Consider the following 16,761-nt stretch of genomic DNA (forward strand, 5'->3'; position numbering starts at 1 on the left):
ATCATCGCCGCGCCCAGGCCGATCAGCGCGCCGACCAACGCGGCCTGGGACGCCGTGTAGTAGTAGGCGCTGACCGACGCCGGGAACGATCCCTGCCGCGAGCTCTGGCAGGTGACCGTGACGCCGAGTGCGATCAACAGGCCGACGATCGCCACACGCAGGTAGGCGTACGACTTGCCCAACACGCCGTCAGCGGGCGGAGGCAGCGCGGTGAGAGCCCGATCCGGGCCCTGCTCGACCGCGCGAACCGTGTCCGACATTCCTGAACTCCAGTTTCGTCGTGACGTGACGAGTGACCCCGCGTCGACGAGCCGATCGGTGGCGCCGCGTGGAACCGGTCCCCCGCCGCTTGCTTGCGGTGCCCAGGTAGGAAGGCCGTGCGTGCTCGTCCTGATACAGCACAGTGCCAATCATCGAGTGGCGCTGCGGCCCGAGGCCCGTGGGCCCCGCCGCGGAGGGTCGCACCGGGCCTCGAGACCGGTCCGGCGGAGCGGGGAATTGTCCCTCGCGCGGATCGGGGACGACGGACAGCGAGCAGGCGGCCCAGCCGGTCGGGCTGCGGCCCACTAGTGCGGGATCGCCGTCGAAGGCGAGGGAGTCCTGGCACGAGGGTCTCGAAGTAATCACCGCCTCGATCTCACGTTCGAGCATATGGAGGTACTCCCGGTCTTCGCGTGGACCTGATCCGCTTCGTTCGTCAGAAGGCTGGCTGGCCACCGGGCGCACGGCGCCCGCGCTCGTTCCTGTCGGGTCTATAGTCAATTTGACTGTTGCCTCGCACTCACCGACGCGGTCAGCTCGGCTGCGTGTCGGCGAGGAAGTCGAACCGTAGACCGCTGGAGCCGGAGCAGCGGCCGATGCCTCGAGCGGCGCTCAGCCACACCGCGACACTCCCTTGCCGACAGCGGGCCCGGTTGTACGCGACACGCAGCGTGGTGCCTGTCTGGGTCACCTCCTCCTCGTTGATGAAATACCGCGCGCCGTTGTCGAGGCCCTCCCGGAGCAACGATGTCCTTGGGTGGACCGGCTGGCCGTCGACGACGCTGGGCAGCGTGGCGCGCTGCAGCTGGACGCTTCGGGTGTCGCCCGGCACGTGCACCGGGATGAACGGGATCCAGTTCTCGGGAATCGTGCTCATCACCGCGTACGCGGCGGCCGCGGTAGGGTCGGTCGGTTGCTGCGGCGGAAATAAGCGTTGGCGCTGGGCGACGACCTCGGCCGACACCTCCGAGCCACGGCGGCTCTCGCCGGTGGGGACGCGGACCGTGCGTTCGACACCCCACACGAGGTTGGCGTTCTCGTCCCGGATTAACGAGACCTCCTCCAGCCCGGGACCCGTTGCAATGCTAGGCGCCGTCGTGGGCACGAACAGCCGGGTGTCCGCGATCGGGGCCGCGTCACGGGTGCCCAGCGTGAACATCGACCACCGTTGCCAGTCCTCGTCGGCGCCTGCACCGGCCGGGGTGATCCACAGCCGCTGACCGAAGACGTCGGTGACCGCCAGCCCTCGCATCCGAACCAGCACGCCCGCCGGCACGTCGCACGGGAGCTGGAACCAGTTGTTGCTGTACACCAGCGCGAACTCTAGGAAGATCAACCTGGCCAGGTCGGCGCTGTCCGGCTGAACGTCAGCGAAGTTGGTCTGCCCGTCCTCGATCGCCCACCAGCGCGACAGCGGCATTCCGGTGAACCGCACCGGCGCTGGGAACGCCGTGCGATTCACCGGTGGTGGTCCTGATGCTGTTCCGTCGAGCGGCCCGCTCGGATCGATCGAGAACGCGTGCCAGTCCAGTTCACCCCCGGGGAACTCGGGCGCGGTCAGCACGGTTTCCCCGGTGGGGTCCGCCGCGGCGACCGAGAAGCGGTGTTCCAGCCGACGTGCATCCCAGGCGGCTTCGGCCGCGGGTTGGTCGATGAGGCCGTCGAACCAGGAGACGAGCCGGGTGCCGAGGTGGTCGAGCAAGCCACTGTAGAGCATCAGCTGGTCGACGATGTTGTCCGATGCGTGTCCCCCGCCCAGGAGGTGCTGGTAGAGGAGGTAACCATCCATACGGCGGCCCGCGACAGCCTGAAGTGTTGCCCACACCTCCGGGTCGGCCACCTGTTGCGTGTCGGCGTCGTTAGACGGGTCAGGGAGCGCGATGGGGTAGAGCTGGACATACTGCGTGCGGAAGAGCTCCAGGGAGTTCAAGTCCCCAATGGATCGCTCGAGGAGTTTGAACCAGCGACGACCGATGATGAGGCGAAGGTCGAACGCGATCGATTCGGCGCCGAACGCGAACGGGACCCGCCGCCGCGTTGCCAACGTCTCCAGCGGACGGTCACTGGGCAGGTCCTCGATCGGCTCCTGGCCGACGCCCGGGCGGAACCGACTCGGCGTCGATGTGCCGATCGAGTACGTCACCGTCACCGGCGATCCGGCGTCCTGGCCGAGGAGCTCGCCCATCTGCCACTGGCGAGTGAGCAGCCACAGCGGATCGCGGACCTCGGCGCTCAGGGCGCGGTCAAAGCCAATGGTGCGCGGCCTGCCCTCCAGCCGGTTCCACACGCCGACCGTCGGAAACTGCCGGTCGGCGAGCGCGGCGGGCAGGTCGTCGATGCGGGTTGACTCAGTCACGACTCTTCCAGCGCAGGTTGGCGACCGCGAGGTCGGTGCTGATCGTAATAGGACGTGGGGTGGCGGACAGGACCGTGGCCGGGAGCAGCTGGGCATATGCGGTGTCGTCGAGGTGGCCCGGCTCGACCGCCCGCAGCGTCGCGAGATCGAACGTCTCCATGACCGCGGCGACCAGGTCGTCATCGCTCCAGGTACCCGTCCGGACCGGGGGTACGACCAGCAGCATGGCCTGGGGCGGCTCGGAGTCAGGGCTGTCCAGGTCGACGGCGATGCCGGTCGTCTCGCCGTCGGCCGGGATCACCTCCGTCCACTCGTCGAGGAGCAGCCCACACAGGATATTCTGCGGCAGGAACGTGCTCGCGTAGTGCGCCGTGTAGAGCAGCCGGTCCTCGGTGATCGTGGCGCCCGCGGCGAACTCCATGGCCAGCCAATGATCGTCAGGCTGGACGGGGAGCTGGATCGGTACCAGCGTCGGGTCGTGCACGCCTGGCGGGTCGCCCAACGGGCCGGGCTCGCCCCGCAGCGCGTCGCTGAGCAGGGTGGCGCGTTCCCACAGCCGCGCCTTGTCCCGCACCCTCGCAACGCCGTGTATCCAGTCGTCGACGGGGATGTCCCGGCCGACGTCGTGGACGAGGTGCGCAACGAGGTCGTCGCTCGCTCGGCGGGCTTGCTGCAGCTCGGCGGCCTGCTGATCACCGAGCGTGTACTCAGGCACGACCAGCACGTCGTCGCCGAGCAGGGCAGAGAGCGCCGCGGTTCCCGCCGTGACCCGGTCGAGACCGCTGACAACCTGGTCGTATACCGCCAGCGCGGCGTCGGCGGCGGTCAGCCTGCGGGCGATCTCGGACTGCAGCGCGGTCACCCGATTGAGTAGGTCACGAGCGAACTCGATCACCCGGTCGTGGAAGGACGTGAGGTCGAGGCCGGTAGGGTCGAGGTCGGTCAGCGGAAGCTTCGCGGCGACCTCGGTTAGCAGGCCGCTGAGCGTGTTTCGGCCGGTGCCTCCCTGCCGTCGCAGTGCCTGTAGGCGGGCGTCGAAGGCCTGTCTGCGGGTGGCGACCGTGGCGCGCAGCTGGCTCGGCGTGGCCGGGCGAGGGCTGGTGGGGCTGGTGGTGAGCAGCCGTTCGGCCTGTTGCAGCAGGGCGAACCGGGCCTCGTCGGTCGCGGTGGCGGCTAGCGCGTCGTATTGGTGGATCAGCGCGTCGGCCGCCGCTAGCGAGCGGCCCATCCGGTCGGCTGTCGCGGCGACGGCCGCGAGCACGTCTCTGAAGACGTCTCGTCGCCATTTGATCAGCTCGCCCCAACTGCTGCGCACCAGGCCGAAGCCGCTCGCCGTGCCAACGAGGTCCGCGTAGCGCTGTAGGAACGTGTCAATACCACTGATCACCTGTGTGCGCTGCGGCTCCGTCGAGGTCAGCTGCAGGAGCGCGCCGAGATCGCTGATGTAGCTCGTTACGTTGCCGGCGAGCTTGTTCAGCGACGCGCGCACGGCTGCAGGCCGCTCCCGCGACAGCGAGATAACGTCATCCGCGCCGCGGTCCACGGTGGCAGAACCCGCGGCGGGCACGAGGTCGCTCGGCCGCAGCGGCCGGGACGTCGTGAGTAGCCTGCGCAGCGTGGCGACTAGGCCGGAGAGCTCAAAAAACGTGATCCGGTTGGTGACGCGCTGGGTGTAGCGGATGCTGAGCAGTGCGTCGGGGCGGGGGCCGTCCCGCTCGACGACGACGCCGAGGATGCGGTCGTCGAGATCGGTCATCGCCGCCTCGTCCGCGGGTCGCACGGCCCACAGCAGGTCGATCGGGGAGAGCCCAACGTCCTGCTGGCTGACCACCCTGCTTTGGGCCTGGCCATTGACCGGATCCGTCCATGTGACCGTTGCAACGACGTTGAAGGCTTGAGGCAGGAGACCCGGAAGCCAGTCGTTCACGGCGGGCTCCGCCTGTGCTCTCGGGGTGGCGCCCTCGACCGGGGGATGGAGGCCCGGGGTGAACTGCAGGCCGAGCCGGTGGGTCAGGGTCACCCCGCTGCGAGGGGTCCGCACTACGGCCGGATCTGGCGGGAAGCCTTCCTTGGCATACGCGTCGAGCGTCGCAGCGGCCCGGTCCGGGTTGCCCGCGAGCGTCTGGTGGGTGCTCTCGGCAATGGCAAGGTCGGCAACCGCGTCATGTAGGTCGAGCAGCCGCTGTACCTCCGCCGAGATCGCGGCTAGCTGCACGTCGGTCGCGACGGGCAGGCCGACTGCGCCGAACGGGTAGGTGGTGTCCTGTGTCCGGGTGACGCGCCGCACCAGTTCGAGGCCGTCCACGACGTTGCGTGCCTCGACCAGATCGGCGGACGTCCCGGTCGCTGGGCGCGTCTCCTCCAGCCGCCCGGCCCGCAGCGGGAAGGCGCCCCGCAGTGCGGCGATAATAGTGTCCAGCTCGGCCTCCGCAAACCGATCATGTAGACCGCGCTCGAAGCGATAGCCCAGCAACGCGCCGAGAGACTGGCCGGAGCGGAGCCCGTTCAACACCGCTAGCGCGGCCCGGACCCGGTCGGAGCTAAGGTTCACGGCGAACGTGCCTGGGTTCTCTGGCGTCGCGTTGGCCAGGTACCCCGCCCGCAGCACGGCGGCCGTCCGCGCTTGCGCCGGTGACGGAGCGTGCAGGTAGCCGCCGTTGGTTGGGTCGTGCAGTAGCGGGCTCGATCCCGGTGGCGTGAACAGCTGGGCGAGATCGCCGGTGAGCTGGACGGGGCTGAGTTGGCGGGTGCGCGGGCGGATGTCCTCCAGCCAGCCGTACGCGCCGAGGTGCAGGCCGGTCCGCGCGGCCGCGGTGCCGTCGGGCCCGTACCGCAGCTCGGCGAGCCGCTCGTTGGCGAGCCCGAGCTGCCAGGCGTCCAGCCGGTAGGTCGCGCAGTCCAGGTGCTCGACCAGTACCCGTTCCAGGCGAGCCGTTGGGACGTCGGCGAGCAGCCCGAGTGCCTGCACCTGCTCGGCCAGCTGAGCGGTGGCGAGACGGCCGTCCAGCGCGGTCGGCAGGTAGTCCACCGGCAGGGTGGAGGGGCTTCCGGTGACAGCCGGGTCGGGCGTGTAGAGCTGGCGGAAGCGGCTCTCGCTTGGTGCGGCCGGATCGGCTAATCCGATGTGGATGAATGGTGGGTCGACCGGGTCCTGCGCCAATGCGCTGCCTGCGGCCAGCGCCAGTCGTCGGGCGGCGTCCGCCCACCCGAGCAGCACGGCGTGCCGCAGCAGCAGGTAGAGCAGCGCCGCAGGGGCGCGGTCGGCGATGAAGCCCTTCTCGAGCCGGACCGTCTCCAGATCGGTTCCTGCGAGGTCGGCCAGCCAGCGCAGGTAGTTGCGCTGGTCGGTGGTGTACGCGCGAACGGGGTCGGTCTCCGACAGCGGGCGGTCGTCGACGAGCGGCGCGAGCAACGGGTACTGCGCGCCCACGAAGAGCCGGCGGATTAGGTCGGGGTCGGGCGCCCCGACGTGGCCGAGGCGGGCCAGCAGCGCGCGGACCGACTGCGGCATGTGCAGCTCGTCCAACGTGGGTAGCACGGTCGGACCGAGCCCACCGAGGTTCTCGCGGTTGTAGACGTCCTCGACGCTCTGGGCGTACCGCTGATAGAACTCCGCCGATGTCGGATGCAGAGCAAGGATGTCCAGAAGCATCTGGTGGGGGTCGCCGCCCGTGCCGAGCCGGGCGACCTTCGCGCTGGCCGTCCGCCAGTCGGCCGCGGCCGCCGTGAGCAGCTGGTGCAGCGCGCGGCGGTGCGGCGCCGTGGCGGCCGCGTCCGGCCAGGCCAGCCGGGAGAACGCGGTGGTGGGCAGTACTCCATAGGGCTGGCGTCCGATTCGTACGGCCGGAACCGGGCCGCGCCCCGACACGTGCCGGGTGAAGAAGTCGCGGGTGGCGTCGACGGGAGCGGCGCCGAGCACGGGGTGCAGCATGGTCTGCAGGTAGGAGCCCCAGGTCGCGGGCCACAGCGCGACGTTCGCGGCCCGCGCGTCCCGGTGGTCGGTTTGGTCGGCGTGGTGGGCACCGGCGACTATCGCGGGGTCGACGCCGACGAGCTCGGCGAACCACCGGCCGTCGGATTTGGTCGACCAGTCCGTGGGCGCGGCCGGGGAAGCCGCCGCCGGGGGCGCCAACGGGGTCGGGTCTTGGCCTGCTGGCCGTTGCTCGGTGTTGTTGGTCGGCGTGCCCTGCGGCACGAAGGCGAACCCGGCAGGGCTGCGCATCTGGCGGGTGATCAGGTCGGCGAGGTCCGTCGCCGTCTGGTCCGGAGTCGACGCTCGGCGCATGCCGAAAACGACCAGCCGGTCCACGCCTGCCCGGGTGTTGTCGTCGAGCGGGATCCGCACCCCCATACCGACCTGCACGGCCCGGTCGAAGTCGGTCAGCCAGAGCAGGTCGTCCGGGACGTGGAGGACCCCGGTCTGCTCGTCGACGGTCAGCTGGTCGGTGGTCCCGGGGTCGGGGCTGACCACGAGCTCGGGAGGGATGGTCGCCCCGGTCACGGAAATCACCCGCTGGCCGCCGACGTAGCCGAGCACCGTGAACCGGTCGGGCAGCAGCCGTGCCCGCGCCGCCTTCGTCCACGACTGCGCGGCGGTGGCCCCCTGCGCAGGCTCGGGCAGCACGAGGAACGCGACCTGGACAGCGTCGCTCGGATTGCTCGGCGCAGCGTCGATCCCGGCGGGGCGCAGACCCCGGATCGCGGCGCCGCGGGTGGCGCCGACCGAGGTGGTCAGGGCGATGTTGGCGGTCCCGGTCGCGGCGCGGTCGCCGTGCGCACGCCACACTGCCGTCCAGTACGTGACGGTGGCCTGCCGGTCAGCGGCGGCGACGGGGGTCGGCGTCAGGACGACCAGAACGGTCGTGCTGGGCGGGACACCGGTCGGCTGATCAGCGGGGTTGGCGGGCTGTCGGCTCGACAACAGCCACGCCGCCCGCCCGGACGGCACCCGGCCGATCAACTCCTCCCAGGCGGCCTGCTTGGCGGCCCCGTTGCCGCCCGCCTGCCACACGGCGGTCCAGTAGGCGTCCAACGCGGTGAGCTCGGCGACCGTCGGCAAGGGCTCGAACTTGTCCACCGACCAGTCGTCGGGGAAGACGCGGACTAGCAGCTCCGACGCCGTGAAGCGGGTCTGCACCCGGACGGGGCCGAGGAGCACGGGGAAGTCGTCGCTGAGAGGTGCCGGGGCGGTCATGACAGCATCTCCTGCGCGTGGACGGCCATCAGGACCGGCGCCTGGAACAGCACGTAGGCCAGGTCGGCCGAGCTGAGCCCGCCGTGCCACGAGGGCAGCGCGACGTCCTCGTCGTGCTGCTGGCTCTTCTCCTCGTCGGCGACCGGATCGTCGAGGGGCAGCAGCGGCACGGTCGGGGTCGCGCCACCCAGCTCGATGAACCCGCGGTTGTCCGGATCCACGTTGGGCCACGACAGGTCGTTCCAGGTCTCCACGGGCACCGCGGGCCCCGCGTCAAGCCCGAACCGGGGGTCGCCGGGCCGTTCCTTGATGACGAAGAACCAACCCGGATCGCCGCCCGGGCCGTCGCCCTTGGCCTTTCCGGCCGTCAGGTTGAAGCCGAGCAGGGTGATGTCCGGCTCCACCTTGGCCTCGTACAGAGGAAGCCGGATCTCCTCGGCGGACGGGTGGTTCTCGTCCAGCAGGTCGACGGGCACGCGCTCCAGGTCAGGGTTCGGGTGGGCGTTGTCCGGATCCCACCGCGCCCGCTGGGCGTAAATCGCCGCCGTTGGGAACTTCTTCAGCAGCTCGCCCTTGATCACGAGCACGAGGTCGTCCTGTTGCGGGCCGCCTGCCTCATCGTTGTCGTTCTTGCCCAGCTCCGCGGACGCAGGCCATGTGTGGATCGGCCGGATGTCGTACAGCCGTTCCCGGCGTTGGGCTTCCGTCTCACCCGCAACCGGGAGCACCGTGCGCGGGTCCCAGAACTGACGGAACGGCGTACCCCGCTGGTCGGTCGGGTACTCGCGCCAGAGCAGCTCGCGTGCGAACTCGTAGTTCAGGCCGACCAGGAACGCTTCGATGAACTCCTGGTTGGTCTCCAGGAGGGTGATTGTGTTGGGCGGCAGCGCCGTCAGGTTGGGTACGAAGGTATCCACCGACAGGTTCAGCAACGCCTGGTACATCGGCAGGTCGATCACCGGGTACGCCATCGCCTCCATGAAGCGCTGCGCGAACGGCTGCAGTCGGTCCGGCAGGCTGACGGTGGCGAGCAGCGTCTTGGGCACGGTCTGATCGGATCGCAGCCCGTCCAGCAGGGAACCAGTCGCGTCCGACACGTCCAGCGGCGGGCGGGCGTCGACCTGACCGCCCAGCTCCGCCGCCGCACGGCCGTCGTACAGGTCGCGCAGCGCGACCTTGAACCGGACGGCCTCGGGGCTGTCCGGGCCGCCCGGTGTCGGCACGCGCGGATCGCCGGGCAGCGTGAGTATGAAGTCGGAGCTGGTGGGCAGGTCGTCGATGGCGCCGTGGCCGGAGGCGGGCGCCGGGGCGGCGTCGGGCGTGTGATGCAGGGCCGCGTCGAGCTGGTCGGTCGTCACCACACCCGGCGGCGTCGTTTTCGGCGGCGCGGCGGTCACCTCGCCGGACGTCGCGTCCATCCTGGACAGCAGCGCGTCCGGCGGTTGCTGGTCGGTGAACGGCAGGGTCCGCATCAGCCGGGCGCCGGGGCGGGCGATGCGCCGCATCGCCGCCGACACCGGAGCCGAACCGACCCGACTCTCCCCGACCCGGAACGCCACCGTGACGGACTCGGCCGGTGGCGCGTCGGCGCGACCGGCCACCGTCGGCGCTGCGGGGGTGGTCAGCCGGGGATGGACTGGGGCCGTCAGCCGCAGCGCGCGCCCGAACCCCGCCGTGGCCGCGGCCGCTCGGACAGGGCCGGCCTGGACCGGCGTGTCGATGTGCTTGGTCTGCAGGACGTGGCCGACCTCCCGGGCCAGCTGGGCGGCCCGGATCCGGGCGTTGGCCGCGAGCACGTCGCCCACCTGAGCCCAAGCGGCGGCCATGAACTCCTCCTGCCGCTCCTGCACTACACGTGCGCCGAAGCCTGCGGCAACCCGGAATCGGGGGTCGAGGTTCAGCCGGTGCACCCAGTTCCTCTCGTTTGTGACCGGGGTGCCGTCCCGGTTGTTCAGCAGCCGGGAGGTGAGCGCATGCCATCGGCCGTAGAGCGGCGGGGTGATCACCGGGTCGACGGGGCCTGCGGGCGTGACCGTGGCGTTCGCCGTCGCGGGTGGCTGGTCGAGGTAGGCGTCGCCCAAATTGATCAGCGCGGCCAGGGTCCGCTGGAATGGGTGCGGGTACGGCTGGGCCGGCGGCTGGTCGTCCCACGTGTCGTAGACGTCCGGGGGCCTACCGGGCACCTGCAGTGCGCCGCCCAACCGCAGCACACCGCCCAGCGCGGCAGGCGTGGTGATCCCCGGCAGCCCGAACCCGGGGGAGTTGTGCACGTCGACGTCGCGGCGGCCGGTCAACGCGTCGGGCGGGCGGGGCTGCAGCAGCCGGACCAGCGTCTCGAAGTCGCCCGTGCTGCCGGTGGTGAAGAACCAGCGGAAGTAGTACGGCAGCATTCCCGACAGCGGCTGGTGGGCGTAGGACACGCCCCACGCCGGGTGCAGCGCGCTGGGAGCGGCTGCCGGGTCGAGGCCGAGGCCCGCGAGCCGCCCGGTCTCGAACGCCGGCACCAGAAACGCGTGGTAGCCGGTGTCTGGGGCGAGGTGGCGGGGGCACATCAGGCGGGCGCAGGCGTTGTCCGGGTTCTCGGCCAGCACAGCCTGCATCGCGGGCAGCGCCACCGACATGTCGTCAGACGTCACACCGTCGACGATGGCCCCGTTGACTTGCACGTGGGCCCACGCGCCGAGCTGGTCGGGTGGTGGCAGCGTCGCCGCGGGTTCGTGCACGGTGATGAACGGCAGGGGCCGGTCGGGGCTGACGCCGTCGTCGAACTCGGCGTGTGGGTCTTTCGGGTTGCGCCCGCCTGCTAGCACGACCAGCGCAAGCCATGGCGAGAGCCGGACCGTCGCCGCATCGGGCACCGCGGGGCTGTACCGCCACGGGAAGTCCTCGTCGTAGAACTCGACGTGCGCGAGGAAGTCCGGTTCCGCGTTGGTTATCCAGTCGCGGGGCTCGGTGCGCAAGATCGCCCGGGGGTCGATGCCGATCACATCGCCCGGGCCGTATAGGTGCACGGCCTGCTCGACGTCCTGCGTAAGGATCCCGCCGGCGATCGCGTCGCCGGTGATCCGCAGCCGCACGCGGACGCTCGCCCGGTCCGCCGTGCCCGGCGGCGTGGTGATCTGTGTCGCAAGGCCGGTGCGCAACCAGGGCAGGAAGGAGTAGGCGTTCGTGGTCACGGCGTATCGGGTCCCGCCGTGAAGATCTCGGTGCCAGCGGTCAGCTCCGGAGCCCCGGCCGCAGCCAGCCCCGCTCGCCCGATCCCGCCGGTAACCAGCACGGTGTGGTCGGTGAGCGCAACCGCGCCGAACGACCACCGCCCCGCGGCCAGGCCGCCGACCTCGGTCCAGATATTCGCGATTGGGTCGTACTCGATGGCGCTCGCGTACCCGACAGCGTTGGCGCCGCCGTCGGTGCCCCCGACCAGTAGCACCCGACCGCCGACCAGCGTGACCGCGCGATGCAGCTGCCGGCCCGCGGGCATCGCTGCGACCGCCGTCCAGGCGCCGGTGCCCTGGTTGTACAGCTCGGCGGTAGCGCGACTGAACGGGTCGAACGTGCCGTCGCCGCCGCGGCCGGGTGGGCGCCCACCGGTGACCAGCACCGACGTCGGCGAGACGGCCACCGCTCGGTGTCCGGCGCGCGCGACGGTCATGTTTCCGGTCGGCGTCCACGTGTCGGTGGCTGGGTCGTACAATTCACAGAACGCGAGGTCAGCGGCCGAATCGCGGCCGGTCGGCACGCTGCCACCGACGACGAGCACGTGGCCGTTGTCCAGCAGCACCGCGGGATGGCCGGTGCGGGCATCAGTCATCGGGGCCACCGACGTCCACTTTCCGGTCGTCGGGTCCCATCGCTCGACCGACGCCAGCGCCCTCACCGACTGACCCGACCGCACGGCGGTGCCGCCCGCCACCAGTACGGAGCCGTCCGGCAGGGCCACGGCGCTGTGGTCCCAGCGGGCCACCTGGAGATCATCCGTGCCCGTCCACGTGCCCGTCGTCGGCGCGTACACCTCGGCGGTGGCCAGCGCCGAGGGCGGGAATTGACTGCCCGCGCTCGTGCCGCCGGCCACGAGGACCCCGCCGTCGGCGAGCACCGTGACCGAGTGCAGCCTGCGCGCGGCATGCATGGCTCCGGTCGCCTTCCAGTGGCCGGCCGTCGGGTCGTAGCGGGCCGCCCGGGCGAGCGCGGCCGATGTGGCGTCCCCGCCACCGGCGACCAGCACCGTGCCGTCGGGGAGGAGCGCGGGACCATCGTGCTGGCCTGCGAGACTCCCCGGGATCGGCAGGTCGGCGGTCGTCGACCAGGTGCTGGTGACGGTCGTGGTTGGGTTGGGCATCGGCATCCCTCTGGTGGCTGCTGCTCAGGGTGTGAAGATCTCGGTGCCTGCGGCGAACACCGGACTTGCAGGGCCGACCGCGGCCGGGGCCGCGGTGTGGACGCCGCCGGTGACGACGATCCGGCCGTCGGCGAGCTCGACCACCGTGTGCGCCCACCGGCCGTCGGCCAGCGCGCCGGTGGCGGTCCACCGGCCGGAGCCCGGGTTGTATGTCGCCGCCGCGCGGTAGCCCGCGGTGAAGGTGGGCCCACTGGTGCCGCCGCTGATCAGGACAAGGCCGGTCCGCAGGAGCACCGCGCGATGCCTGCCGAAGGGGCCGGGCATCGGGGCGACGGGCGTCCACTGCCCTGTCGTTGGGTCGTACTGCTCAGCGCTGTTCAGGCTGTCGGCCCGGATCCTCCCGTGCTGGTCACCGGCGGGGTCGCCGCCGGTGACCAGCACGGTGCCGTCGGCCAGCAGGGTCGCCTGATGGCTGATCCGGGCCGTCGCCAGCTCGCCGGTCGGGGCCCACGTGCCCGTCGTGGGGTCGAACAGCTCGCAGTACGCCATCGGCCTGCGCGGGCCGCCGGTCAACAGGGCGCCGCCGACGACCAGCACGCGGCCGTCCTGCAGGAGCACCGCTTCGTGCCCGGACCGGGCGTCGTGCATCGGCGCGGCCGAGGTCCACGTGTCGGTCGCCGGGTCGAGGATCTCGGCCGAGGCCAGCGCGGCCGAGCCGGTCGGGCCCCGGGCGCCCGTGCCACCCGCCACAAGCACGCGGCCATCGGCGAGAACGGTAGCCGAGTGCCCGTGTCGCGCGGTGTGTAGCCCGGTCCCCAGCGTCGACCACGTGTCGGCCGTCGCGTTGTACACCTCGACCGACGCGAGCGGGTCGCCCGCGCGGCCGCCGAGGACCGCGGGCCTGCCGTCGGCGAGGAGCACGGCGGCGTGGTTCTCCCGGCCGGTGTGCAGCGGGCCCGCGGCCGTCCACAGGTTCGCGACCGGGTCGAAGAGCGCGGCCGCCGAGGGGGCACCCGCGCCGCCCGCGAGAAGGACCCGCCCGCTTGCCAACCGCACCGCGGGCGCGCCGGCCGTCGGAGCGGGGAGACCGCCTGCTGTCGACCACGTGCCGGGCACTGCGAGCGGCACCGAGGCGTCCGCGGCCGGGATGACGTGCAGGGTGCCCGCGAGGTTCGGCAGCCGCGCCACCCAGTCGGCCAGCGCGTCGGCGGCGGCGGCCTGGCTGCGGAAGGTCGCGACTGCGGCACCGCCGGCGTCGGTCGTCGGGAGGCGGGCCGCGGACGGCGGGAACGCCTGCACGTTGTTCCGCACGTAGGCGACGATAAACCGCTGGTCGGACAACCGGATCGTGTCCTGGGCTGCAAAGGGTTGCCGACGGTCGGCGTCCTGGCGGGAGAGCGGGGAACGGCTCGTGCTGCTGCCCGCCAGCAGCTGCCGATACACCGCTGGGCTGACCGAGGTGAGTTTCCTCGGCGCCGGCACCCCTGCGCCGACGGCGGCCCGTGGCGCCGCAGTCCTCGGTCGGGCGTCGGTGGGGGTCCGCACCAGGCTCGCGCTTGCCCGGCCCCGGCTGTCCAGCACGATCATCTCGAAGCGGGCGCTGCGCCGCACGACCCGCGCCGACGCCACCATGCCGGTCGCGCCCGCCAGCTCAACCCCGGCATCCTGGTCGCCATAGGACGGCAGCGACAGCTTCTGCGCGTCGGTCAGGTCCTGGAATTGCGCGATCGCGAACTTTTCCGCTGCAACGGACACCTGCCTCAGGCCGCTGCCCGGTGCGGGCGTCACACTGAACCGCTTGCCGTCGTGCGCCCGCTGCCCGCCGATCTTGTCCACCCGGATGTCCAGCGGCACGGCGCGCTGCCGGACTATGAGCGTGCCCAGCGGGTGCAGCACCAGCTGGTTGGTCGGCGGGAGCGTCCGGAGCGTCACGAGGGGCGTACGGCCTGCCGGAAGCTGTGTGCGCCATCCCTCTAGCTTGGATAGCTCGTTGGCCAGCAGAGGGAGCACGTCGACCGGCGTCAGCGTGGTGTCGCGCGCCTCGCCCCACGCGATGTCGAAGTCGGCGGAGATCTCGAAGAACAGCAATCCGACCGAGCCCCGGCCGTGCGCACGCCACGGCGACGGCCCCTCCAGCTGGAACTGCAGGTCGATCGAGAACAGGCCGACGCCGAAGGCCTTCAGCGACATGCCCGCTGAGATGCTGATGACGAACCGGAACGGGGAGAACTGGAACAGCGCGTCGAAGCTGAGGTGACCCTCGATGCCGAAGTCGTCGAAGCCCAGCCGCAGCTGCGCCGTCGCGCCGAACTGCACGGTGTTGCTCGTCACCGCGAAATAGCCGGAGACGCGAATGAGCATGTTGGGCTGGTTGAGGATGTCCACCGAGAGCCGGTCCGGCACCGGGAAGGGCAGCGGCGGCGCCATGTACGACGGATGGAATCCGCCGACGGTGAGCACGACGTCGGGGCTGTCGCCCCACGCCACCAGCAGACCCATCCCGCCGGACAGCGTCATCGTGAGGATGCGCGAGTCGAACAGCTCCGCGACGAACCACAGGCGCTGCTTGTCGAACTCCAATGCCCCGGCGAAGTCGACCTGGAGCACGAGGAGCGCCAGCTCCTCGGTCGGCAGCACGACCTTCAGCACGCCTAGGATCGCGGTGTTGCCGGGGATCTCGATGACCACACCGAGCGACACGCTGACGAGGGTCGGCGTTCCCCAACCGATCTTCGCCATCGGGCCAATCAGGAACGTTCCCTGTTGCGGTGGGAAGAAGGCGCGCAGATCGGACAGGATGCGCGGCGCGTTCGCCACGACGTCGGTAGGGAACATCACCGACTCGACCGCGCCGGTGCGCACGCCCTCGGCTAGAGCCTGCAGGTTCACACCCCGGTTAAGGCCGAGGATACCGCCGACGCCCAACAGCGTGAACCCGTACCCGAGCTGGATGCCGGTGCCGCCGAACTCGGCCGTGATGACGCCCAGCAGCGAGAAGCCCCGGGAGCCGTCAGGCATGCGGGTGGTGATCAGGCCGATCGCCTTCAGCGCGAGGAACTGGGCGAACTCCAGCTCCAGCGCTCCTGCGTACTCGCCGCGGTCGGGGTCGGCATAAAGGTAGCCGCCGCCCGCGACGAGGCCCGCCTTCAGCTCCAGCCCGACGCCGTTGGGCGGCTTGAAGGCGAAGGCGACGTCAGCGGGCCCGATGTTGCCGCCGCCTGGCGGGAAGCCGAGGTTCACCACGACGCCGAGCCGGTCGACGCTGGCGGTGATCGGCCCCATGTGGGCGGACAGCCCCGCGGAGAGCTCGACGGGCACAGCCGCGCCGTTGATCTTCGCGGCCAGGTACACAGTCTGGATCTCGATCGGCCCGAGCTCAACGTGCACCGGCACGGCGATCTCCAACGCGCCGCTGCCGTGGAACTTGAGCCCGGTGTCCGGCGCGAACCCGAACCCGACGCCGAAGTCCGAATCGATCCGCGCGCCGCCGAGCAGGGTCGCGACGAACCCGTCGCCACTGGAGGTGTCGATGACCAGCTTGCCGCCCGTGATCTCACCGGCCGCCGTCGGCGCCGCCGTGAAGCTGCCGGTGCCGGGGTCGAAGGTCAGGGCGAGGCCCGCGTCCACACTCAGCTCCGCGAACTCCAGCCTGCTGCCGCCCGCCTGGCCGAGCACCACGAGCGGGTCGGCTGGCTTCGCCGTTAACCCGACGGTGACCGCACCCGTGAGCTGAGCGTTTGGTGTCGCGATGCTGACGTCGAACGGCGGCTGCAGCCTGCCGGACGTTCCGGCGTCCAGTTCGCCGTGCATCGCGACGTGCGCGGTCCACGCCGGAGGGGACACCGGGAAGTCAAAGGTCGTGTCGACGGAAGCGCGCAGCACCAACGACAGTGCAAGGCCCGTGCCGTCCGGGGTTGGTTGCAGGTCGAGGCCGAACGCCTGGAGCTGCGGGGGGGTGCCATTGCCGCCGGGCAGGAGCAACACAGGCAGGCCGAGCCTGGCGAGGACCCCTTCCAGCACGGTCAGCAGCCGGACAACGTCCAGGGCGCCGCCCCAGCCGTACAGCATCTTGAGGTGGGCGACCGGGTTGGTCAGCGCGGGCAGCACCCGATCGAGGTGGACTGCCACGACGTCCCGGGGTGGCCGGGTCGGGTCGGTCGGGTCGCCCGGGTCGGGGGTTCGGTCGACGATGCCGAGCACGGTCAGCACAGCGCCCGCCCCGGGGCTAAGCTCGAGCAGGTCGGCCAGCACGAGGTCGGTGATCTTGCGCGCCAGGTCGGTGGTCAGATCGGTGATCTGCGCGGCAGTGATGCCCGGCAGGGCGGCCCCGCCAGACTGGACCGCGCTGACGAACTCCGGAATCGCATCGCCGATCCGGCCGATCTGGGTGATCACCGCGGCGCCCGCGGCCACTATGCCCGCGGCATCGTCCGCCTCGATGGCTGCGGCGACCTGCTCGATCAGCCCATCGAGCTGGCCGGTCATGCCCACGATCGTGTTACGGGCGGCGGTGATCGTCGGATCGGTGAGGAAGTCGGCGGGGAACCGAACGCCGAGCTCCTCCAGCGTGTCGAGCACCCCGTCATCGCCCAACCGGTCCGCGAACCGCCG

The 16,761-nt window shown here is 71.3% G+C and carries 5 protein-coding genes; all 5 read right to left on the bottom strand.

What is annotated here, in order from left to right; genetic code table 11:
- Positions 1-793: 793 nt before the first annotated feature.
- From LWC33_RS29520 to LWC33_RS29540, 5 genes are read right to left on the bottom strand one after another with little or no spacing between them, the layout of a single operon-like run.
- Entirely contained in the window at positions 794-2,617 is a 1,824-nt protein-coding gene (locus LWC33_RS29520; protein ID WP_233307971.1) for a hypothetical protein, read from the bottom strand.
- Positions 2,610-7,811: a hypothetical protein gene (locus tag LWC33_RS29525; protein WP_233307972.1), complete on the bottom strand. Its 5,202-nt coding sequence runs from the start codon at positions 7,809-7,811 to the stop codon at positions 2,610-2,612. Before LWC33_RS29525 ends, LWC33_RS29520 begins: the two co-directional genes overlap by 8 nt.
- Complete coding sequence (locus tag LWC33_RS29530) at positions 7,808-10,987, bottom strand: hypothetical protein (protein ID WP_233307973.1); 3,180 nt, start codon at positions 10,985-10,987, stop codon at positions 7,808-7,810. Before LWC33_RS29530 ends, LWC33_RS29525 begins: the two co-directional genes overlap by 4 nt.
- Positions 10,984-12,150: a Kelch repeat-containing protein gene (locus LWC33_RS29535; protein ID WP_233307974.1), complete on the bottom strand. Its 1,167-nt coding sequence runs from the start codon at positions 12,148-12,150 to the stop codon at positions 10,984-10,986. The genes LWC33_RS29530 and LWC33_RS29535 overlap by 4 nt, the downstream gene beginning before the upstream one ends.
- 24 nt (positions 12,151-12,174) lie before the next feature.
- Positions 12,175-16,728 (bottom strand): DUF6603 domain-containing protein, encoded by a 4,554-nt coding sequence (locus LWC33_RS29540; protein WP_233307975.1) that lies wholly within the window; start codon positions 16,726-16,728, stop codon positions 12,175-12,177.
- Positions 16,729-16,761 lie beyond the last annotated feature (33 nt).

The organism is Pseudonocardia terrae, from assembly GCF_021343995.1.
Taxonomy (GTDB): domain Bacteria; phylum Actinomycetota; class Actinomycetes; order Mycobacteriales; family Pseudonocardiaceae; genus Pseudonocardia; species Pseudonocardia terrae.